Consider the following 21,918-nt stretch of genomic DNA (forward strand, 5'->3'; position numbering starts at 1 on the left):
GGCGTATTCGGGGTGCGGTTGGCGGGGCGGGGGTTTGCGCTGGGCTTCTGGAGAGTATGTACAGTCGCCCTGAGGATATGCACAGTTTTCCGGCGGGAGGTTCTTCTCGGCAACGCTCTGACCTGCGGAGATGCGAACCGCAGCTGTCGGGGTGGTGTACATACCCTCAGGGGGTGGTGTATATACCCTCACGGGCGGCGTGCCGTCCTCGAGGGCGCCTCCTCGACGGAGTTGTGGAGATGCGTCCACAACCAAGATTGTGCTTGCGAATACGCACCTCCATCGATATAGTTGTTTCTTGCACACACGAGGTGCACCCAATTGCGGGGTGGAGCAGTCTGGTAGCTCGTCGGGCTCATAACCCGAAGGTCGTAGGTTCAAATCCTGCCCCCGCGACCAAAAGTCCAGCTCAGAGCCTAAATTCGGCTCTGAGCTTTTTTCTTACCCTGTCGTTAATCCTGTCGAAAACTCCCGCTAAACCGACAGGGCCTCGGAGGCCCGCGACAACGTGGACTGACCCACGGTTTTCGCGCGGGCCGAAGCCCAAAAGGGCGAACGAAAAGGCGGGGCATTACGCCCCGCCTTTTCGGTTTTTCCACACAGGGAAGTCACACACAGATTAGCTGGGAGCTAATGGAGCAGGGCGGCACATCGGCGTATAATCGCTGCGTAATCGCCTGTTTAATTCAGTCCTGCGGGGTGCCACATGTCTAAAAAGGTTATCGTCGTCCGTGAAAAGAAGCGCGGCTGTCTCTGGCTGTGCGGCGTGCTCGTGCTCGTGTCCCTAGCGATTTACGCGCTCGCGTTCGCGCTGTGCATCGCTGCGGGCGTCGCGCTGTGGTTCGGCATCCGTTACGTCTGGCGCAGGCTCGTCGCCGAGTCGCCCGATAGCGGCATCGTTCGCGCGGGAATGAAGCTCCCGCCCATCGGTCGGAAGGTCGCTGCGGGCGTCGTCTGCGCGTTCGTGTCGCTCGCGCTCATTGGCGCGTTCGGATCGACCACGCAGACGACCGACACCACCCAGCAGCCCGCCGAAGAGCAGCAGTCGGAACCTGCCGCCAAGGCGGAGCCTGAACCCGCAGAGCCGGAGAACGACGCAGACGACGATATCGTCTACGCCGACGACGAGGTCGTCAACGAGTTCATTACCGACTACAACGCCGCGTCGCAAAGCCCGTTCACCGGGGTCGAGGACGGTAACATTCGGACGAAGTTCTACGCGTACACCTACGGCTTCCGGGTCGAGCTGCTGCACGCCAACGACACCGACGATATCCTCGTGACCATCAGCGAAACGGACGGGAAGCTCACGACCGACATGCGCGATGTGTTCCATGACACGGTGCGTGTGCTTGACCCCTCGCTCTCCGACGAGGAGATTTATGCCTACTTTGACACGAAGGTCTCCGGCGGCGATACCGCCGACACACTCGGCGGGGTTTCGGTCTACTATCAGCCGAAGTCCGATAGCTGGCCCGGCCGCATCGAGCTTGAGCGCGTGCAGGAGAACTAAAACCCGAACCCGTAATCATCCGCCGGGGTGCTGTCGATGCTGTCGAGCGACTGCCCCGTCTCGACGGACGCGATGAGGCGCTGAGCCATGACCGCACGCGTGGTGCGCTGACCCTGCTGCTTCGCGGTTCCGGGCTTCTTCGGGGCGGTGTCGTCCTCGTCTTCAATGCCCGCGTCCATAGCCGCGGCTATCATCGCGTCGACGGACGCCGTGTCGACCTGCTCCGGCTTCTCGACCGTCTCCCACGGCGGCGCATCCGGCGAGCACGCGGCCACGATGGTGGAGTCGCCCGGGCGGCGGCTGATGATGTCCGCAGCGCGGTGCAGCTCCTCGGAGGTGCCCCGGAGCCGCCAGTGCTCCTCGCCGGTCCGCCCGGGCTGGTCGGCCTGCCGCATGAACCAACCGCCGAGATGGTGCATCGCGTTCGCGACCCAGCAGACGACGTTCGAGCGCAGGCGCGCCCACTCCTCACGGAGCTGCGCGACGTAGTCGTCCGTGCGCTTCGTCGCGTCTTCGTACTCTTTCTTGGCGGTCTCGTAAGCGTGGCGGCGGCGCTCGTTGAGCACGGCGTCCTGAGCGTTCCTCTCCTCCTGCGCCTTGACCTTACGCTCGCGCTCGGCGAGCGCTGCGCGCTCCTCGCTCAGGGCGTTCCTCGCGTCGCGGCGGGCCTCGTAGCGGATGACCTTCGCGCCGGGTACGTACGGCCCGGCGACGGTGAGCCTGCGACCGCCGACGTAGACCTCGCGGCCCTCGGGAAGCTGCCCCGGCAGGCTCTTGAGCCAACGCCCGAGCGCTGCGTCATCGTCCGGCGAGCTGTAGATCGTGAGGCGCGTCTCATTCCCGTCTCCATCGGTCGCCGGGAGGTAGCCGTGACGCGCCTGCGCGAGTTCTTCGTTCGCGATTGTTTGGCGGTGCTCCGCATCGGTCTTGATGTTCTCGGCTTCCGTTTTGATGGTCTCGGCGGCGGTCTCCGCGTCGTCCTTGACGCGCTTCGCTTCGTTCTCGGCGTCTGTCTTGATGGTCTTAGCAGCAGCCTCCGCATCGTCGAGCGTCTGTTCCGACGCCTTGACTTTCGCCTCGATTTCGGCTGCGGCCTCTTCAACCCTCTGCGCGATTTCGTGCTCGGCGGTCTTGGCTTTCAGCTCCTCGGTGGTCTGGTTCCTCTTGTCCGGGTCGCGGGCGACGCCGGTGTTCCACTTGATGCCGTACTTCTCGCGCGTCATGTCGTCGACGGCCTTGTTGAAGCGCATGATGTTGTCGCGAAGGCAGAACTCGGAACCGCTCAGCTTCGTCGACTTCTTCGTGACCTCCGAGCGCTTTTTCTTCTTATACTTCGGACGGCCCGACTTCGTGCGGGCGCGCTTCGCGCGCATCTTCGGCTCGCCCGTCTCCTCGTCAATCGCTGCGCGCTCGGGGTCGTCGGTCTCGACGTTCTGGTCTGTGACGTAGACCTGTTCCGCCTCGGATTCCTCGGTCGTCTCCTCGCCCTCAGGGGTGAGGTAGACCGGCTCGCGCTCGACCGCCTTGACCTCGCAGACGGGCACCACGTACAGGTGGATGTGGCGCTTCGAGCGGCGGACTTCGCCGGTCTGCGCATCGGTGTAATCGTGAACCTCGTCGACGTCCACATACGCCGCGATGATGTTCTCCTCGCCGAACTGCGATGCGGCTTCAGCGACCGCGTCCTCTGCCCATGCTTCGAGGCGACCGTCTGCCTCTGCCTTGTCGTTGTCGAGGTCGTCGGGCGCGTAGATTACGATGCCCTGCATCGACGACGGGGTCGTCTTCCGAATCGGCCCGAGATCGTTGTCGGTTGGATAACCGAACTCGTCGAGCCGGGCTTCGAGGCGGTCACACTTACGGTCGTACGACCAACCTTTCGTCGGCCCAACCTCGAAGTTGCGCGAGGTGCGGCTCTTGTCGATATCGCGGTTCGAATGGTCGACCTGCGGGTCGGCGCGGCGGTCTTTCTCGTTGTGCCTGAGCCATGCTTTCGCCTGAGCACGGCCCTTCGCGTGACCGCCATTCCAGTTGGAGTTTGCCAACGTGAGACTCCTTTCAGTCGTGAACGGGTTTGCAGACTTCGCTGCAAAGTCAAAGGACGACCCGAAGGGTTGTCCTTTGCACCTATGGGACAACCCTTCGGGTCGTCCCGCCGGTGCTGCTCTCGGGAGGGGCGTAGCCCCTCCCGCCGCAGGGGCGCCCTCCCCAGCTCGCCCGGAGCGGACGGGCGCAGCCGTTGGCTGCGATCCGTCCACGTCCGTGCTCGCACGTCGCCGTCGTCGGGCTACTCGCTCTGGTGCTCGCGCACCTGAGCGAGCGCCCACTCGGCGACGGGCTGACCGTCCATCGCGAGCGCAAAAACGCGCTCAACGACGGCGGTCAGCTCCGCATCGCTCGTGTCGTCCGGGAGGTAGCCCCGGAGCTTCACGAGCAGCGCGGCTGCGAGCTTCGCATCGGCCTCGGCCTTGGCCGCAGCGGCGGCCTTGGCCTCGGCACGCTGCTGCGTGCGCAGCGCCTTCTTCATCGCGTCAAGCTTCGCCTTCTGGGCGTCAATCTCGGCGCGGATGTCGGCGGCGGTCTTGGTCTTCTTACTCATCGTTCGTTCCTTTCTATTCGTTGCGAATCCCACCGGGCGGGGCGAATTAAACGGGTTCGCCCCGCCCTGTGTTGCCCTACTCGATGGGGCTATCGCCCCACGCCGCGTAGCGCTGTTCGCGGATGCGGTCGAGCGTGGTCTCATCGAGCGCGTCGAGGTCCGATTCGAGCAGCGGATGCGCCTCGCGCGCCTCCTCGATGCTGACCTCGAACGGGCGCTGGTTGTCGAGCGCGACGCACAAAAGCGCGCTCGGGCGCTCGCCGCCGAGGGCCTCGTCGTGTTCGACTTCAACCTCGGCCACGAGTTCGAGAACCGCATCCGCGAACTCGCGGGCGCAGCCCGGCGTCGCGGGCGCTTCGTCGAGCGCGCAGACGGCGCGAATGAGGCGCACTGCCGTGGCGCGAGGGTGCTCGTCGTAGAGCGCGCCGACGTTGCGCAGCAGGGTCTCGCGCTTCTCCTCGACGTGTGCCTCGTGCGTGGCAACCGAGGCACGGAGGCGGGCATAATAGGCGCGGCGCTCGTCGTCGGTCATGGGCGCGGGCGGGGCGGGGTTGGGGGTGCAGTTGAGCATCGTTAATCCTTTCGTCATCAATCGGTCTCTTCGTCTTCGTCGTCGTGTTCGCTCTCGTACGAAAACGGCTCGGGGTCGGGCGCGTCGTCAAACGTGCCGTCGTCGGTCAGCCAGAACGGCATCGCTAGTCACCTCCCCTCGGGATGGCGCGGCTCGCCGGTGCACAGGCGCGCGGTCGAGCGCGTTTGAAGCGGGCGCGGCGCTCGCGCTCCTCGTCGCGGAACGCCTCGGCGGCGGCGCGGACGCTCTCCTCGGTGAGGCCGTACGCGCGGCCCGCGCGGGCCTCATGGAGCGCGACGGGCAGGGCTTCGCGGAGCGCTGCGCGCAGCTGCGGGCCGAGGTCGCGCAGCGTGCTGAAGTCACCGCCGTAGTGGTCGAGGACGACGTCGCGGACGCTACAGCCGTAGGCGAGATAGCGCCGGACGACGATGACGCAACGGGTGCGGTACTCGTCGCGCGCGGACTCGGCGGGCGTGACCGCGATGCCCCGCGCGCGGAGCCTGCGGGCGTCCTCGTTCGCGACCGGGCGGAGCAGGTAGGCGTGCTTGGGCTTAGGCGTCGGCATCGGCGTCACCCCCTGCGGGTGAGGGCAGCGCGGGCAGCGGGAGCGGGCCGGGGTCGGGCAGGACGCCCTTCGCAGCGGCCCCCGCGACGAGGTCACGGAAACGCTGCTGGAAGTCGCGGACGACCGATGCGATTGCGCCCGAAGCCGCGAGCCTGCCGCCGTTGCTGCATGCGTCGATATCGCGCACGAGTACGTCGAGCAGCCCGTCGACGGAGAGCAGCGCATCGAGGGGCGCGAAGCGCCAACTGAGCGTCACCGTCTCGGTCTCCTCGATTCCGTACTCGTCGGTGCCGACGGCGATTTCTACCTCGTATGGCTCGACCCGTTCGGGCCGGTAGAGCTGGTAGCAGTAGCGCCCGTGCTCGTTCGGGTTCAGCACATGAACGACGTAGGTCATGCGCCGGATACCCTGGTCGAGCGAGTCCCACTTCGCGGAGCCTGCGCCCGACTTCGGCATGAAGTAGAGCAGCTTTAGCGGCTCGGTCGGCGTCGTGATGAGCGTCACGTGCTGCGCTCCGGGCGGTATGTTGCGATAACGAGCGCCGCACGGGTCGCAGTCGTACGGGTCGGTGAACGTAAGAAACGCCTGATACTCCGAGAACGTCGAGCTGCGCATCTCGTTGAGCAGCACGACCTCCGACCCGTCGAATTGATCGAGCGGGTTTCGCGTCGGCAGCTTTACTGAGCGCCACGGAACGCCCCCGCCGCCCGGAAAGTTCGCCGTGAGGCCGAATCGCAGCGCCTTCGCGAGCATGGTCTTTCCGCTCCCGCTTTGCCCGAACAGCACAACGTTCATGCGCTCGAACTCGCCTGCGTCGAGGGCGCGCTCGGACTCGCGCAGCCGCAGCTTCTTCGCGTTCGTGCAGGCGTTGTCGATTTCCGACGTCGCCTGCTTCGAGCACGTGTAGATGCGATACAGCTCAGAGGGTTGCGTGCATTTTCCCGACTTGTCTGGGACGAGTTCGAGGATATCTTCCATGCGGATTTTTCCCGCAGCGCATTCCTCGCGCAGCCAATCGACCTGCTCTTTCAGCTCCTTCTTCGTCTTGGTCGCAGCGGAGCGCTTCCATGCGACGACTTTTTCCGCGTAGAGCATCTGATAATCGACGCCCGCGAGCGTGACGACGATATCGGGCTCGTACGGCGTCTTTTGGCGGTCTTTGACGTGCGGGAGGTACGACAGGCGATTGTCGAACAGGTGCCCGCCGCGACGGTTCGGCTCAATCATGTGCCCGGCGATGCCGATAGCCTCGCCGAGTTCGTCGCGCGTCATCGACTGGGTTTTCGCGTCGGCGCAGCGCGCGACGACGTGGAAATGCACGTACTTCGGCGCGCCCGGGATGCAGTGCGGACCGACGTTGATGTAGTCCTCGATGGTGTAAACGTCGCGCCAGTGCAGCGCGATGTAGAAGTCGCCGTTACCCTGCGAACAGTCGAACCCGGCGTCGCAGAGGTGACGCTGAATGACCTCGCCGAGTGGGCGCAGCGCGGCGCGATATCCTTCGAGGTCGCCCGCCTCGTAGCGCTCGGGCGCGGTGCTCGCGAGCGCGAGCGTCCCCTGCTCCTCGGGCGTCCAGCCGATGAAATGCTGAGGGTCGAGGTCGGTTGAGAAGAACGGAACGGAAATCAGCGAATTGTCGTCGCCCCCGTCATCGCTGGAACCGCCCTTTTTGCGGCCCCTCTTGTTCTTCTTCTCCATCTTGTCTGCGAGCTTGTCGACAGCTTCCGGCCCTCCGTCTACGAGGCGGACGCCCGAGAATGACGTCCCGCCCGGAACGACGTTACCGTCGCGGTCGACCTTCGGGCATTCGAACGCCCATTTCGCCCAGCACTCCTGATGCTTGACGATGTTCTCGGCTTCGTCTGCCGGGAGCAGACCGGAGCGAACAAGCCGCATCTGCACCTCAAAAGACTGCTTCCCGAACAGGTCGCGATAACCGCGCATGCCGGTGAACCTCCCGTGCGTGCCGGTTTTGTCGAGGTGCGGGGCGGTGTCCTCGAGCTTCGTCATATAACAACGCTCGTCATGGACGTTACCCTGTTTGTCGGTGTAGGGCTTACATTTGACGACTCGGAAATGGAACGGGACGGCCTTCTTGTCAGTCTCGCGAACGAAGCGCGAGAGGTCGCCGCCGTCCGGTGCGGCCCGCTCGTCGCCGTCGGAAGGAACGCCCGCCCGTTCGAGGGCGAACTGCGTCGCAGCATTGATGCGCGCCACGAGCGCGGAGAGCTGCGCGTCGAGGGCGGCGAGCTGGGCGTCGTACTCCTTGAGCTGCGCGAGGTCGTCCATGTCGCCGTAGCCCTGGTCGATATCGTCAGCGAGATAGCCGCGCTGCGTCGCGATCTCGGAGCGCTGCTGCGAGAGCGCGGCGTGCTCGGATTGCAGCGCCCGAATGTCGCGGGCGTCGTCCTCGACGGTCGGCTGCGCGGACGGGTTCGGGGCGGTGGTCTCGGGGTCGTTAGGCATAAGAACCGCCTCCGCAAATAAAACGAGCGCCGGAATTACAAATCAAACGGACAAAAATCCGGTTAATTCCGGACGTTTTTTTGATTTGAAACCCGCAGGTCAAAGGCCGTATTTTCACAAAACCGCAGGTAAACGAATTCCTAGCGGTTTTTCGATTTGATTTCGGCCTGTCGGAGACGGTGGGCAAACGCAAACCGGATTTGCCGACCGAGGCGCGACACCACCGCTGAACAGCGAAAATACGCGGGGCGCGGCCTATCGACAAGCCAAGGCCGCGCCCGCGCGTTATAGCGCCAGATGCAAATACTTCGGAATTAGCGCAAAAATCAGAAAAACTTTTCTGGTCACCCGAAAGACACGGCTGCATGACGGTCACGGCGACCACCTACCGGCTCATGTTCTCGGCGAGATAGCGCTCAATCTCGGCAACCGGATACACGACGGCGCGACCGAGGTGCGAAGGGCGCGGGCCCTTCTGCGGCGTCATATAGCGCCAATTACGCAGCGTCTTCACGGAAATGCCGAGGGCCTCGGCGGCCTCACGCTCGCGCAGAGCAAGCTTCGGCGCGGCGGTGTTCTGTATGGTCATGAAAAAACGGCCTCCACGGAAACGGGCGCAGCTTACGCTGCGCGAACCTGTTTCCGCGGCGACCGACGTTTCCGCGAGTGCGGGCCCTTTTTTTGCCAGCACTTCCGAGGCTGGAACGGTCACAAAGGCTGTTTGCCCTCCCGCACCTATGATTTTACCCGCGTTTACCCTCCTGTCAACGATTTGAACCAATTTTCTTCACCACGTGCTATCCTGTCGGTATCGTTCGAGGTCAAACGCGAGGAGGAGCCATGCCACGACCGCGAATCCAGCCCGGGGAGAACACCATAGCGACGTCGGCGGTCGTTCCGGCCACCCGAAAAAATCCCAAAACCGGCGAGCGCGAGCCGAAGCCGGGATACCTCACCATGCAGTGGCGCATTTGTCTGTGGAACGGGCGCGTCGAGAAGCACATCACCGAGATGAAAACGACGCGCACGACCGACGTACGTCACAGAGCGCAAAAGACTGCGGAAACGCTGCTCGACGGCACGGGCACAGGCCCGTGGGCACCCGATTCGGATTTCGTGACCTACGTCAAAACGCAAAGCATCTCAGCTATAGAATCCAACCAATTCCCGAAACCTCTCCGCCCGAACACGCAGGAGCGCTACATCCACGTGCTGCGGCTGCTCGCGGCACAGATGAAAGGACTCACCATCGCCGACGCGGTGCGACCCCGGACGCTCAACGACGCACTCGCGGCTATCGCTGCCGAGAACGGCACCGCCACGGCGCGACAGTGCGCCAAGGTCACCTCAAAGTACGTGATGCGCCGACTCGTGACCGACGAGGTCATCACGCACAATCCGCTGCGCGATATGGAGCTGGAGCTGCCCGAGCACGTCGCGAAACCGAAGCCCAAAGGAGGGCGGGCGCTCACGCCCGAGCAGCGCGCGGCGGTCAAAGACTACCTGCTCGCCTACGAGCCGGAGCGGATGCCCCAGCCAAAGCGCGGAAGATACAGCGCAGAGCAGCGGACGGCCATCCGCGAGCGGGCCGTCGACGTGACGCTCGTGCAGGCCGAGACCGGGCTGCGAATCAACGAGGCATGCAGCATCACTCGGGCCGACGTCGACGACAACGCGAATCCGCTCACCGTGACCGTCACCGCAGAGGTTTCGAAGACGCACCGAGGGCGCACCGTCCCGGTCATGGACGACCGCGTCGCCGATCGCATCCGCGAACGGCTCGCTCAGGTGTCTCAGGAGCCGACAGCGCTTGTTTTTGGGTCTCCTGCGTTCCCTGACAGGGTCTGGGACGCTTCGAACCGCCAAAAGGCCGCAAAGGCCCTCTACCGCGAAATGGCGGACACCCTCGACATACCGCTGCTGCGAGAGGTGTCGACGCACGTTTGGAGGGCAACGCTCAACACCGAATGGATGCAGCGGGGCATACCGGACGCGCTGCGAGCGGCCTTTTTCGGACACTCAGAGGACATGAACCGGAGCAGCTACACCGACACGAGCAGCACCACCCAGCTCGTCCAAATGCTGCGGGATTCCTAGTGTTCCGCCCTGTCGTTTACCCTGTCGTTTACTCCGGGCAAACAGGGGTTACCAGAGGGTAAAGCAGGGTAAACGAATCGCTAAATACTCGCAGGTAAACGCGGGTAACAAGCGGGTTACGCTGGGGTAATCACGCTTTTATTGATATTTCCCGAAGGTCGTAGGTTCAAATCCTGCTCCCGCGACCATGCAAAGTCTGCCCGGAGGTCATGTGGCCTCCGGGCTTTTTCGTGCTCGCAGCCGATGCCGCACGGAAAGGGGCGACGCCCCTCGGCGCCGCCCCGGCAACTCTGTCCTTTGGATTCACATCCCATCTAGCTACCAAGCGCCCGACAGATGCGATAGAAGTCTGGACTCCGCCCCGCTAGCTCTCCTCATCAACCCGAATCCGATAAACGTGTCGGAGGACGTCGGCGGCGAAACGAATCGCTCGCCCGGGGCTACAGGGTCTCGGTCGCACGGACGACGGGTCCAGACCCTGTGTTCTGATCGCTGTTCACTGGACTCGCCTCCTCTGCCGGTCGCCTTCTGGGTAGCGACGATGTGCTTGACACTCTTCTTATTGCCCGCGCGACCGGCTTCGATACCGTCTTGCGCGGACGCTCCGCGAACGTCGGGATTTCGCCGGCGGACGGCAGGTGGGACGCGGTGCGGCGGGACCGTTCTTCTCGCCCCGCGCCTCGCCCGCCCCGCGCCTCGCCGCTAGCTCGACGTCGTGGGCAGGTACGGGTGCATGGCCTGCGCGAGGTTGGCCAGGTTGCGTGTCTGGATGTACACGCGGCCGCTGCCGGTGAACGTGTTCACGAGGCCCTCGCCCGTGGTGAAGCCAAAGATGCCGCTCGCCACCTCGATGTGATAGTCAAGGCCGGCGTCCCATGCCACCACGTGCTCGTTGTCGACGGTCAGGGGCTCCCCCGGCACCACGTCGAGTGCCAGGACGTCGCCGAACGCGGACGCCAGCACCGAGCCCTCGCCCTGGAGCTCCATCACGAAGAGGCCGCCCGTGTTGCCAAAGAGCGCCTTGGTGATGCCCTGGTTCACCATCGTGAAGTCCACGCTCTCATCGCAGGCGAGAAACGCGCCGGTGTTCAGGCGGTACTGGTGCGCCGCGTCCACGTGGAGCTCCATGATCTTGCCGGGGATGGGCGGGGCGATGGCGAGCTCGCCGTTGCTCTGGGTGCCCGTTGCCGTGGTGACGAACATGGACTCGCCGCTGGTGATGCTGCGCCCGATGGCGCTGAGCACGCCGCCGAGGCCCTTCTTCTTGGTGTTGAGACCACCCGTGATCTCGACCCCGCGCGAGTACACCATGCTCCCGCTTTCCGTTCGGACGGACTCGCCCTGCGCGAGCGCGATGCGGGCGATGGGGCAGTCGGAATCGCCGGTGAGTACGAACTTCATGTGTGCTCCTTTCTCTATGGCCTGATAATGGGACTGAACGCGCGCCGCTCCCGCCGCGCTAGATGACGGGACCCAGACAGTGGATGTCTATGGAGCTGGTGTAGCCGATCGCCTCGTTCTTGGTGAGCTCGCCGGAGAGCACGCGCAGGATGAGCTCGAAGGTCTCGTCCGCGACCTCGTCTATGCTCGCCGCGCCCTCTATGATGCGGCCGGCGTCCACGTCCATGTCCCCGCGCATGCGCTGGTACGTGTGCGGGTTGCCGCAGATCTTGACGACGGGCATGCTGGGGAAGCCCTGCGGCGCCCCTCGGCCGGTGGAGAAGCACATGAACTGCGCGCCCGTCGCGGCCATGCCCGTGAGGATCTCCGGCTCGCGTCCGGGGGTGTCCTTGATCCAGAGGCCCTTCTTCCCAAAGGCGGTCTCCGGGTAGTCGAGCACGCCCTGGATGGGCCGCGTGCCGCTCTTGACAATGGCGCCCAGGCTCTTCTCCTCGATGCTCGAGAGCCCGCCCGCGATGTTGCCGGGCGTGGGCTGGCCGCGGCGCATGTCGCACCCCACGCTCTTGGCGCGCGTCTCCATGGCGTCCACGATCTCGTAGATGCGGCGCGCGACCTCCGGCGAGACGGCGCGAGCCGCGAGCAGGTCCTCGCCGCCGATGAACTCCGTGGTCTCGCCAAAGACCACCGTGGCGCCGAGGTCCACCAAACGATCCGCCACGCGCCCGATGACGCAGTTGGACGCCATGCCGCTCGTGGTGTCCGAGGCGCCGCACTTGATGGACATGACGACGTTCTCGATGCCCGCTTCCACGCGCTGCTGCGCGGAGATGGCCAGCACGAGCTCGCGCGCCTCCTCTATGCCGCGCGCGATGGCGGGCGCCGTGCCGCCCAGCTCCTGGATGGCGATCTTGCGCACCGGCTTGCCCGTCTGCGCGAGCTCCTCGTACATGCGCTCGTGGTCCGTGCCCTCGCACCCCAGGGTGACAATGAGGACGGCGCCCACGTTGGGGCTCTTTCCCAGGGAGATGAGCGTGTCCGTGACGCGCTCGAGGTCGGGCGGGAGCTGGCAGCACCCCTGGTGGTGGAGGTAGCACACGGTGCCCGCCACCTGGCGGCAGACCGCCTGGGCAACGTCACCCGCGCAGGTGACGCTGGGAATCACGGCCACGTGGTTGCGCGCTCCGAACGTCCCGTCCGGGCGCGGGTAGCCGTAGAAGCTGGGCCTATCGGGCATCGTCGTCCTCCTCTCGCTCGGGGCGCGGTCGCGCGGGGCTCCCCTGCTCGAGGTCTCCCCTGCCGCGCATGCTGTCTAGGTTGTGCACGTGGACGTAGTCGCCGACGGCGATCTCGCGCGAGGCGACGCCGATGCTCTCTCCGTACTTCACGATGGTCTGGCCCGCCGCGATGTCCGCGATGGCGATCTTGTGGCCGTAGGGGATGTCTCCCAGGGCCGTTACCAGGGACTCGTTGCCTGCGCGGTCGCGCACGCACACCACGGTGCCGGCAGTGGTTCCGTCTGCGAAGACGGTGGCCACGTTGTCCGCGTCCGCCACCTTGAGCGCAAGGGGGTGCTGGGGCTCCTGCTGGCCCGTGGTTCTTCTCGTCTCCTCTACGGGACCCGCCGGGACCACGTTCACGCCGTCCGGAATGACGATCACGCTGGCATCGGCCCCCTTGGAGTCGCGCGCCAGGGCGAGCGCCTCGTCCAGCGTGCGCGCCGGCGTCATGTTGAGGCGCGAGACGAGCTTGGGGTCCAGTCCGTCGCTCACGAGGATGAGGCGGTGACGGCGCAGGATGCGCGAGTAGATCTGGGCGCACCACTGCTCGGGGATGGTCTCGTGCGCGGGTATGGCGGAGAGGTGCGCGTCTATCTCCTCGGGAGAGCCCAGCTGCATGAGCCTCTCGAAGTTCTCGCTCCCCATGCCGTCCTCGCAGCGGCAGCACAGGATGATCACGCCGTCCTCGCCCGCGTACTCCGCGGCGGTGGAGGCTGCCTTGGGGCTCTGGTAGAGGTTCTGGTCCAGCGGGTAGCCCCCGTTGCCGGTGATCACGATGTCGGCCGTCTCAACGGGACGCTGGGTGAGGCCGCTCACGAAGCGGACGCCCTCCTCGTGTGCGCGCTCCACGTCCCCCGCCCAGGCACCGATGATCTCCTTGGAGCCGTTGAGCGCCACGTTGAGGATGAAGGCCACGTTCACGCGGCGCGCGGCCTCGACCATGTCCAGGTGGATGGGGTTGCCGTCAAGCACGGCGGAACGGGCGCGGTCGCTGGCGATGGCGCGGTAGGAGTGGTTCTCCTTCACCGTGCGCTCCGAGCAGACGCCGGGCAGGATGCTCTTGCGCCCGCCGGAGAAGCCCGCGAAGAAGTGCGGCTCGATGAAGCCCTCGGTGACCAGGAGGTCGCAGGTGGTGACCAGGCGGTCCACGAAGAAGCAGGCGCCGGAGGGAAGCGTGCCCAGGTCAACGTGGGCGGACTCGTCAAAGGCGTCGTGGACGACGATGCGCTCGTTCTCCACGATCTTGCTGCCAAACATGGCACGCTGCTCGTCCGGCGTGGTCGCGCGGTGAAGGCCGGTGGCCACGAGGATGGTGATCTCCGCGTCCGGGTTGCCGCGGCGCACCTCCTCCAGCAGCAGCGGCAGCGTGATCGCGCTGGGCATGGCGCGCGTGTGGTCGCTCGTGACTATCACCACGCTGTGGGCGTCACGGGCGAGCTCCGAGAGGCGCGGCGTGCCCAGGGGACTCTCGAGCGCGCGGCGGACGAGCTCCTCCGCCGGCGCCGAGGGGGCCACGGCGGAGATCTCCCCCTCTATCACGCGGTCGCCCTCGCGCAGGGCGAGCTCCAGCGAGCCGTGCCCGTACGGGATGCCTATGGTGCGGGGTGTGTCTGCGGTCATGTTGCCCCCTTGGGTAGACGTGCGTTCCCCACAATTATATGGCCGGCTGCGTGCCCACCCCCCTCGGTCGTCGGCCAAACGATGCCGTGGAGCTCGGGGCGAGAAGAACGTGCGGGGGCGGGGTATGCCGCCCCCCGCTGGCGCCCGGCCGGGACGCGCTCACCGACGGGGTTCTTCTCGCCAGCACCCAGCGCGCTACGATAGCGTGGCCGGGGTCATCCAAGGCTATCAAGGGGGAAGCTATGACCAGACTCGCCGTCTTTGACGTGGGCGGAACCGCCATCAAGTACTGCGCGATGGAGGGGACGCAGATCCAGCTCCAGGGAGAGACGCCCACGCCGGACCCCGAGTCCCACGACCCCGAGCCCTTTCTCGCCACGCTCGAGCGCATAATCGCCGAGCTGGGACCCGTCGAGGGCGTTGCGCTCTCCGTACCCGGCGTCGTGGACGTGGACGCACGCTACCTCCACACGGGCGGGGCGCTCACCTACAACTTCAACGTCGACGTGACGGAGTGGGAGCGCCGCTTTGGCCTGCCCGTGGAGGTGGAGAACGACGCGCGGTGCTCCACGATGGCCGAGCTCGCGGTGGGCAACCTGCAGGGCGTGACCAACGGCGCGGTCCTCACGTTTGGCACGGGCATCGGCGGCGGGGCCGTGGTGAACGGCGAGCTCTTCAAGGGGTCGCACCTCTACTCCGGCGAGGCCTCGATGATGTACTTCAAGACGCCGCGGCGCGACAGCGAGCTCCGCGACGACGGCGCCTGGTCGACCGCGTGCTCCACGACGGGCATGTGCCGGCGCCTGACGGAGGCCAAGGGCATCGAGGAGTGCGACGGCCGGCAGCTCTTTGCGTGGCTGGAGGCCGGCGACGAGGTGACGGAGCGCGTGTTCCGCGCGGTCTGCGACGACATCGCCATCCAGATCCACAACATCCAGTGCTGGCTGGACCCCGAGCGCATCTGCCTGGGCGGCGGCATCAGCAGGAACCCCCTCTTCATCGAGGGCGTGCGCGCTGCGCACCGGCGCTTCAACGCGGAGCTGCTCTACGCCTTCCCCGAGGTCGAGCTCGAGACCTGCAAGTTCTTCAACGAGGCCAACCTCATAGGCGCTTACCAGCACTTCGTTCGCATGCGCGAGAAGCGCGGGGCGTAGCAGCGGCGCTCGGGTTGCGGGGCGACCGCGGGTTGCGGGAAGACGGGCCCGGGCACGGCGACGGCTCCTGACGTTACGAAAAATCGGGCCAGGGCACGCGCGTTCTTCTCGCCGTTGCGGATATTGGGGCCGGGGTACGCGAGGGGCCACGAGACGAGGCTTCAGACCCTCTAATTGGCCGGATTTGTTGCAAGAAATGGAGCTGTGGCACAGCCCGCAGGCTCGGGGCGCGCCCAAAGCTTGCCCACCGCGTGCCCTGGCCCCACTTCTTGCGACGCTCACATCGAAAACCGCGCCCTGGCCCGGATTTACGCAACGTCAGGAGCTGCCCGTCGGCAACCTCCCCGGCAAAGCTGCCGCGGCGGCAAGAAGCCCCCGCTACCGGGTCTCGAGGCCCTCCAGGATCTCGCGCATCGTGGCCTGGACCGCGTTGTCGGTGTTGCAGCCGATGACGCGCTGGCCAATCTGGCGCACGGCGTAGCGCGCGTTCTCCATCACGTAGGGGTGCCCCACGTAGCGCAGCATGGCGTAGTCGTTCATGGAGTCGCCAAAGGCCACGACCTCGCTGCGGTCGATGCCCCAGTAGCGCAGGACCTGCTCCAGGCCCGTGGCCTTGTTCACGTGACGCGGCACCACGTCAATCCAGCGCGAGCCGCTCGGGAGGAAGGTGAACCACTCGGAGAGCTCGCGCTCGAGCACGTAGGCCATGTCCATGAGCTGCTCGGGCAGCTCGCAGCACACGGCGGCCTTGATGATGCTCACGTCAGGCGAGGGCGGGTCAAAGAGGCGCTCGGCGTTGGGGAGGTCCTTGTCCAGCTCGCGGATGTAGGAGCTCTGATCGTCGAGCAGGTAGGTGTGGGTGGCGTCGTAGAGCGCAAGGTGGACGCAGTCGAAGAGCTGGGCGGTCTCGAACAGGCGCATCACCGCGATGGTCGAGAAGACCTCGCGGTCGAGCAGGCGGCCGTCGGCGTAGACCTGCGTGCCGAGCGAGGCCACGTAGTCCATCTCGTCCGCGACGGGCCCGAAGAACCAGCGCAGCGTGTCGTAGCGCCGGCCCGAGCTGGCCACGAAGCGCACGCCCTTCTCGTGCAGGGCGTGGATGAGTTCGAAGGTCTCCTCGGGGACCTTGGAGTCGCCATCGAGCAAGGTACCGTCCATGTCCGACGCGATGAGCTTGATCATGCGGTGAGCCTCCTTGGGAGTGTGTGACAGTTTGCCCGGGTCTAACTGTCAACGTTTTACAAGTTGACAGTTAGACCCGGGCAAACTGTCAGCCGGGCAAACTGTCAACCAAACGTCAGGAGTTGGTCAGGAGAGGAAGCGGGGCATGTCCCCGTCGCGCGCCGCGCGGGCGACCTCGAGGAGCGCGTCGGCCATGCCCTCCTCGTCTGCGGCGCCTATGTGGTAGTTGGCAGTTGCCTTGACCTCGTCGGTGGCGTTTGCCACGGCCACGGAGTAGCGGACCTTGCGCAGGATCTCGAGGTCGTTCTCTGCGTCGCCAAAGACGGCCACCTCGTCCGCCGTGATGCCCATCGCCTCGAGCAGGGGGTCGAGCCCCGCGGCCTTGGAGACGCCCTGAGGCATGATGTCGAACCACTCCGGGATGGGCGAGACGATCCTCATCTCCGGCGCCGCCTCCGCCACGATCTGGCGGCAGCGGTCCATGCGCTCGGGCGGCCCGGGGCACGCGATGGTGGCGGCGATGAAGGGCTCGTCGGGCACCTCGTCCACCACCGCGCCGTTGAAGCGGGTGCGCCTCTCAAAGACGGCGAGCTCCTCGCTCGTGGTGCCCACGCCGTAGGCGGGGTTGAGGAGGTTGGTGTCCTCGGGATAGCACACGAGGAACATGCCCTTCTCGGGTCGGAGCGCCTGGTCGATGCGCACGAGCGCGTCGTGCGGGATGAGGACGGTCCTGACGGGGGCGCCGTCCACGCGCACGCGCTTGCCGTTGGAGAGGATGCCCGTGCGGATGCAGGACTCGTCCATCCTGAAGAACCTGAGGAGCTCGTAGTAGTCGCGCCCCGTGGCCGGGCCAAAGCGCACCCCCGCGCTCATGGCCTCGTGGATGGCCTCCATGGTGCGCTCGCTCACGAAGCTCATGCCAAACGGCACGAGCGTGTTGTCCATGTCCGAGAGAACCAGCTTGATCAAGAAAGCTCCCCTCCTGGCGCCGAGGCGCTACGCTGCGCGCGGCAGCACGTCAAAACGGTCTATGCTCATGAGAATCTGCGCCACGTCGACCATGCTGCTCAGTCGCGCCGCGCGGGCTCCTCCCACGTATACGTCAAGGCTCCGCATGCCCGAGCCCCTGCGAATGCCGACCCACTCCATGCGGTCGATCTGCGAGTAGAGGACCTCCGCGTCCGGCCCGAGAAACGGCGTGATGACCATGCGGTCCTCGAAGACTGACACCTTGTAGCGGCACAGGACCCACCACAGGGCAAAGCTCGTCACCACGAACGCGTCGCTGAACGCGAGCACGATCACGGGGTCGGTGTCCGAGACGTCCGTGAGGCAGACCCAGCTCAGGACGATGCCGGCCACGGACACGAAGACCATCGCAAGCACGAGCGCGCGCGTGAAGCCCGCGGGCACCACGTAGGTGTCGTGGTGGCGGTGATGGCGCTCGGCAAAGCGCACGCTGCCAGAGTGCTCGAGAAAGAGCGCGAGCAGCGGGAAGACCATCGCCACGATCACGAAGCCCGTGCCCATGCGCTACTCCGCGGCGCCGGCGGGCGCGTCCTTCTCGCCCTGCGCGTCCTTCTTGCCCTGCGCGTCCTTCTTGCCCTGCGGGACGGCAAACTTGGCAACGAGGCGCTCCAGCAGGTCGACCGTCTTCTCCAGGCTGGAGACCGGCACGAACTCGCGGACAGAGTGCGCGTTGTAGCCGCCCGTGGCGATGTTGGGGCAGGGCAGCCCGCGGAACGTGAGCTGCGCGCCGTCCGTGCCGCCGCGCGCGGGCACCACCACGGGCTCGATGCCCACCTCGCGGTTGGCGGCGAGGGCGTTCTCCACGAGGAAGTCCATGCCGCGCAGGCGCTCGGCCATGTTGCGGTACTGCTCGCGGATGGTCACGGTGACGGTTCCCTCGCCGTAGCGGGCGTTGAGGAAGGCGGCCACGTCGCGCATGGTCTGCTCGCGGCGAGCGAAGCCCTCCGCGTCAAAGTCGCGCAGGATGTAGGTGAGCGTGAGCTCGGAGGCGGTGCCCTCGATGTCCGTGGGGTGGTAGTAGCCCTCGCGGCCCTCCGTGTGCTCGGGGCGCTCCGCCGCGGGAATCATCTGCTGGAACTCGGAGGCCACCGTGATGGCGTTGACCATGATGTTCTTGGCGGCGCCGGGGTGCACCATCACGCCGCGCACGGTGACGGTGGCCTCGCTCGCCGAGAAGCACTCGTAGTTGAACTCGCCCAGCGCCTCGCCGTCCACGGTGTAGCCCCAGGCCGCTCCCAGCGCCTCGATGTCCAGCAGCTCGGCGCCGTGGCCGATCTCCTCGTCCGGAACGAAGGCCGCCTTGATGGCGGGGTGCGGGAGCTCCGGGTTGGCGGAGAGGCGGGCGAGAAGGGCCACGATCTCGGCCACGCCGGCCTTGTCGTCGGCGGAGAGGAGCGTGGTGCCGTCCGAGCACACGATGTCCTCGCCCACAAAGCGCGCGAGGTCGGGCACCTGGTCCGGCGTGGTCTGGACGGGCGCGCCGTCCACGACGCCGGAGACGAGCGCGCCGCCCTCGTAGCGCACGACGTGCGGGCGCACGCCCATGGCCGGAGCGTCCGAGGAGGAGTCGATGTGCGCGCAGAGCATGAGCGCGGGCAGGCCCTCAGCCCCGGCGGACGCCGGCAGCGTGCCCATGACGTAGGCGTGCTCGTCAACGGTGACGTCCGTGCAGCCCACCGCCCTGAGCTCCTCGCCCAGCAGGAGCGCCATGTCGTGCTGGCACGGCGTGGAGGGCGTCTCCTCCATGTTGTCCGGGTTCGAGGGCGAGCCCACCTGAACGTAGCGCATGAAGCGCTCGAGAACGTCTGACATGGCAACCTCCGGCATAGCTGTCCCGTAAGTCGGTTTTCCGATTGCTAGTCTACTCCAGGCGAGCGGTACGGAGCGAGGGCCCAAAGGGTCTGCACGCCCCTCGCGCAATTGGCGTCCCGCGCTCGGAGTATAGTGGCCCCGTGCAGGTATCTTGACCAGAATGCGAGGCATGAGATGGTGGGGCGGAGCGCTCAGGAGGGCCGTCAGAAGAGAAAGCCGCACCGTCGCGGCACGCCGATCAAGCCTGCCGCCGAGGAGCCGAGAAGAACGTCGGGCTCGGGGGCCGGGACGCGGTCGTCCGGCCCGCGGGCAACCAGGCCTGCGGCGAGCGGCGGCACGGGGCCCTCGCTCCCGCGCCGGCAGCTGCTCGTTGGTGCGGCGGGCGCGGCCGCCATCGTGGTGGGAGGCGCGCTCGCAGCGAGGGGCTGCGCGCCCGCCGAGGAGGAGCCCGTCGAGCCCGCCGGGCCCTTCACCGTCCACTTTGTCGCTGTGGGGGACAACCTGCCGGAGATAGAGATCGCCGCCTTCGCGGATGCTCAGGCGGGCGAGGAGGGCGACGGTACCTACGACTACTCCCCCATCTACGAGCCCGTGAAGAAGTACATCGAGTCTGCCGACCTCGCCTACGTGAAGGAGGAGACGCACGTGGGCGGCAACGAGATAGGCCCGCGCGGCTACCCCTCCTTCAACATCACGGACGAGATGGCAGACGCGCTGGTGGAGACCGGCTTTGACCTGGTTGGCTCGGCTACGAACCACGCCTACGACTGGGGCTCCTACGGCGCCAACGAGCACTCGCGCGCGGTCTGGAACGAGCTGCCCGTCACCTTTGCCGGCACGGCCGCGAGCGAGGAGGAGGCAAAGCAGGTCGCCACGGTGGAGAAGAACGGCATCACGTTTGCCCTTCTGGACTACACCTACGGCGTCAACGGGTACGACCCGGAGGACCTGCCCTCCTATGCGGTGAGCCTCATGGACAAGGACCGCATCGCGGACGACGTGGCGCGCGCCCGCGAGGCCGCCGACGTGGTGCTCGTTGGCATGCACTGGGGCACCGAGAACCTCATGGAGGCAGACGAGACGCAGCTCGAGTACGCGCAGCTCCTGGCGGACGCGGGGGCGGACGTGGTGCTGGGCTCGCACCCCCACGTCATCGGCCCCATGACCTGGCTCGAGGGCGCGGACGGCCACCGCACGCTGGTTGCCTACTCGCTGGGGAACTTCCTGAGCAACCACGAGGACCCGAGCATCAAGCACGAGCTCGAGGGCATGCTGAGCTGCGACTTCGTGAAGGAGAACGGCTCTGTGCGCATCGAGGGCATCAAGTGGGTGCCCCTCGTCAACCACACGGACGGGAGCAGCTTTGTCGTGTACGCCCTCAAGGACTACACCGAGGAGCTCGCCGCGGAGCACCCCATCCTCTCGCAGTCGACCGACCCCCTTGGGTGGATGCGCGACACGAGCGCCGACGTGGTGAACGCCTACGACGACGGCTTCCTCATCGACGCGTAGCCGCCAGATCCTTTGGTTGACGGGGTTGACAGATTCCCCGGGTCAAACTGTCAAGTCATCCGACTTGACAGTTTGACCCGGGGAATCTGTCAACCCGGGGAGTCTGTCAACCTCGTCAGCCCAGCAGAGGCTCAAGATAGCGCGCGACGCCGGAATCCGTGCAGGACGGGGCCACGTGGTCGGCAGCGGCCTTGACCTCGGGTGACGCGTTGCCCATGGCCACGCCGTCCCCGGCGACCTCGATCATGGAGAGGTCGTTGCCGGAGTCGCCGAACGCCACCGTGTCCGCCACGGCAACGCCCAGGTGGCCACAGAGCCACAGAAGCGCCGTTCCCTTGGTGGCGCGGACGTCCGTGATCTCCACGTTCACCGGTATGGAGGAGGCGCGGCAGAGCTCGGGGCGCGCGTCCACGGCGTCCCACACCGCCCGGCGCCCCGCATCGTCCACGTAGAGCACGTTGACGCGGAAGATCTGGTCCATGCGCTCGATGAGCTCGCCCGTGGTGCCTTCGAAGCGGGTGCGCTGGGAGAGCACCATCTCGCGCGTGGCGTCGTCGAGGGCCGCCTCCCAGTAGAGCGGCCAGCGGTCCGACGAGGCCAGGACCCCGTCCTCCGCCGTGAGGTCGAAGGTGATGCGCTGGTCGCGCACGTCGTCGTAGAGTGACCGCACGACGTCCTTCTCGATGGGCTGGCTGTGGACGACCTCGCCGTTCTTCTCGCCAGCCCCTCCGGCGCGCAGGTCGTAGACGAGCGCGCCGCCGCTGCACACGGCAAAGCGCACGCTCGGGTGCTCCACGAGCTGCTGCGGCAGGCCGCGGACGCTGCGCCCCGTGCAGGGCACGAACTGGACGCCCCGCTCGTGGGCGACGTCCAGAATCCGCAGGTTCTCGGGCGTGATGACCTTGTCCGGCGTGACAAAGGTATCGTCCATGTCCACAAAGACCAGCCTGACCACGTGACCTCCCTCGACGTTCTTCTCATCATGATAGCGCCGTGGCCGACGGGGCAGGCCGCACTCATGAGTGCGGCCATCGAGTGCGGTCACATGACGCGTTACGTGGCGAGAAGTGCGGTCACGCTCCCGCGGTTTGCCGTCCAGTGCGCCCAGCCAGTGCGGTC

Annotated in this window: 19 protein-coding genes and 1 tRNA gene; 5 read left to right on the forward strand and 15 right to left on the reverse strand. The window is 66.3% G+C overall.

Features of this window, described 5'->3' with window-relative positions; translation table 11 throughout:
- The first annotated feature begins 322 nt into the window (after positions 1-322).
- Positions 323-399: transfer RNA gene (locus tag B5F79_RS10170), tRNA-Met, on the forward strand.
- A gap of 307 nt (positions 400-706) precedes the next feature.
- Entirely contained in the window at positions 707-1,513 is an 807-nt protein-coding gene (locus tag B5F79_RS10175; RefSeq protein ID WP_143786291.1) for a hypothetical protein, read from the forward strand.
- Here the strand turns inward: B5F79_RS10175 and B5F79_RS10180 are convergent.
- The 7 genes from B5F79_RS10180 to B5F79_RS10205 form a co-directional block, all read right to left on the reverse strand.
- Positions 1,510-3,558 carry a plasmid recombination protein gene (locus B5F79_RS10180; RefSeq protein ID WP_158094882.1) on the reverse strand — a complete coding sequence of 683 codons (2,049 nt, stop codon included), beginning with the start codon at positions 3,556-3,558 and terminating at the stop codon, positions 1,510-1,512. The two genes, B5F79_RS10175 and B5F79_RS10180, sit on opposite strands and share 4 nt — an antisense overlap.
- Positions 3,559-3,800: 242 nt before the next feature.
- The gene (locus B5F79_RS10185) at positions 3,801-4,112 is read right to left on the reverse strand and encodes a hypothetical protein (RefSeq protein ID WP_087221175.1); all 312 of its coding nucleotides are present in this window, start codon (positions 4,110-4,112) and stop codon (positions 3,801-3,803) included.
- A 76-nt stretch (positions 4,113-4,188) separates the two neighbouring features.
- Positions 4,189-4,683 (reverse strand): hypothetical protein, encoded by a 495-nt coding sequence (locus B5F79_RS10190; RefSeq protein ID WP_087221178.1) that lies wholly within the window; start codon positions 4,681-4,683, stop codon positions 4,189-4,191.
- Positions 4,684-4,807: 124 nt separating this feature from the next.
- A complete protein-coding gene (locus B5F79_RS10195; protein ID WP_087221181.1) occupies positions 4,808-5,248 on the reverse strand; it encodes a hypothetical protein in 441 nt (146 codons plus the stop codon).
- On the reverse strand, positions 5,235-7,715 hold the full coding sequence (locus B5F79_RS10200; protein WP_087221184.1) for a hypothetical protein: 2,481 nt from the start codon (positions 7,713-7,715) through the stop codon (positions 5,235-5,237). Before B5F79_RS10200 ends, B5F79_RS10195 begins: the two co-directional genes overlap by 14 nt.
- A complete protein-coding gene (locus tag B5F79_RS10875; RefSeq protein WP_143786292.1) occupies positions 7,708-8,091 on the reverse strand; it encodes a hypothetical protein in 384 nt (127 codons plus the stop codon). The genes B5F79_RS10200 and B5F79_RS10875 overlap by 8 nt, the downstream gene beginning before the upstream one ends.
- 9 nt (positions 8,092-8,100) lie before the next feature.
- Positions 8,101-8,304 carry a helix-turn-helix transcriptional regulator gene (locus B5F79_RS10205; protein WP_087221187.1) on the reverse strand — a complete coding sequence of 68 codons (204 nt, stop codon included), beginning with the start codon at positions 8,302-8,304 and terminating at the stop codon, positions 8,101-8,103.
- Between the two features lie 251 nt (positions 8,305-8,555).
- Between B5F79_RS10205 and B5F79_RS10210 the strand changes: the two genes are divergently transcribed.
- Entirely contained in the window at positions 8,556-9,812 is a 1,257-nt protein-coding gene (locus tag B5F79_RS10210) for a tyrosine-type recombinase/integrase (RefSeq protein WP_087221190.1), read from the forward strand.
- A 702-nt stretch (positions 9,813-10,514) separates the two neighbouring features.
- Here the strand turns inward: B5F79_RS10210 and B5F79_RS10215 are convergent.
- Genes B5F79_RS10215 through larA form a run of 3 tightly spaced genes read right to left on the reverse strand, consistent with a single transcriptional unit; the run spans position 10,515 to position 14,110 of the window.
- Positions 10,515-11,213 (reverse strand): TIGR00266 family protein, encoded by a 699-nt coding sequence (locus tag B5F79_RS10215; protein ID WP_087221193.1) that lies wholly within the window; start codon positions 11,211-11,213, stop codon positions 10,515-10,517.
- A 58-nt stretch (positions 11,214-11,271) separates the two neighbouring features.
- Entirely contained in the window at positions 11,272-12,447 is a 1,176-nt protein-coding gene (locus tag B5F79_RS10220) for a UxaA family hydrolase (RefSeq protein WP_087221196.1), read from the reverse strand.
- A complete protein-coding gene (gene larA, locus B5F79_RS10225; RefSeq protein WP_087221199.1) occupies positions 12,437-14,110 on the reverse strand; it encodes a nickel-dependent lactate racemase in 1,674 nt (557 codons plus the stop codon). The genes B5F79_RS10220 and larA overlap by 11 nt, the downstream gene beginning before the upstream one ends.
- Positions 14,111-14,352: 242 nt before the next feature.
- Here larA and B5F79_RS10230 point away from each other — a divergent pair, with 242 nt between their 5' ends.
- Entirely contained in the window at positions 14,353-15,264 is a 912-nt protein-coding gene (locus B5F79_RS10230) for an ROK family protein (protein ID WP_158094883.1), read from the forward strand.
- A 378-nt stretch (positions 15,265-15,642) separates the two neighbouring features.
- Here B5F79_RS10230 and B5F79_RS10235 read toward each other — a convergent pair whose 3' ends face one another.
- From B5F79_RS10235 to pepT, 4 genes are all read right to left on the reverse strand, one after another.
- Positions 15,643-16,446: a Cof-type HAD-IIB family hydrolase gene (locus B5F79_RS10235; protein WP_087221205.1), complete on the reverse strand. Its 804-nt coding sequence runs from the start codon at positions 16,444-16,446 to the stop codon at positions 15,643-15,645.
- Positions 16,447-16,572: 126 nt separating this feature from the next.
- Positions 16,573-17,415: an HAD family hydrolase gene (locus B5F79_RS10240; protein WP_087221208.1), complete on the reverse strand. Its 843-nt coding sequence runs from the start codon at positions 17,413-17,415 to the stop codon at positions 16,573-16,575.
- Between the two features lie 27 nt (positions 17,416-17,442).
- Positions 17,443-17,976, reverse strand: coding sequence for a hypothetical protein (locus B5F79_RS10245; protein ID WP_087221210.1), 534 nt, complete (start codon positions 17,974-17,976; stop codon positions 17,443-17,445).
- A 3-nt stretch (positions 17,977-17,979) separates the two neighbouring features.
- Entirely contained in the window at positions 17,980-19,287 is a 1,308-nt protein-coding gene (pepT, locus tag B5F79_RS10250) for a peptidase T (protein WP_241147317.1), read from the reverse strand.
- A gap of 174 nt (positions 19,288-19,461) precedes the next feature.
- Between pepT and B5F79_RS10255 the strand changes: the two genes are divergently transcribed.
- Positions 19,462-20,799, forward strand: a complete 1,338-nt coding sequence (locus tag B5F79_RS10255; protein ID WP_087221217.1) for a CapA family protein — start codon at positions 19,462-19,464, stop codon at positions 20,797-20,799.
- 115 nt (positions 20,800-20,914) lie between these two features.
- Here B5F79_RS10255 and B5F79_RS10260 read toward each other — a convergent pair whose 3' ends face one another.
- Positions 20,915-21,754: an HAD family hydrolase gene (locus B5F79_RS10260; RefSeq protein WP_087221220.1), complete on the reverse strand. Its 840-nt coding sequence runs from the start codon at positions 21,752-21,754 to the stop codon at positions 20,915-20,917.
- Positions 21,755-21,918 lie beyond the last annotated feature (164 nt).

It is taken from the genome of Olsenella sp. An285 (assembly GCF_002159625.1).
Lineage (GTDB): Bacteria > Actinomycetota > Coriobacteriia > Coriobacteriales > Atopobiaceae > Thermophilibacter > Thermophilibacter avicola.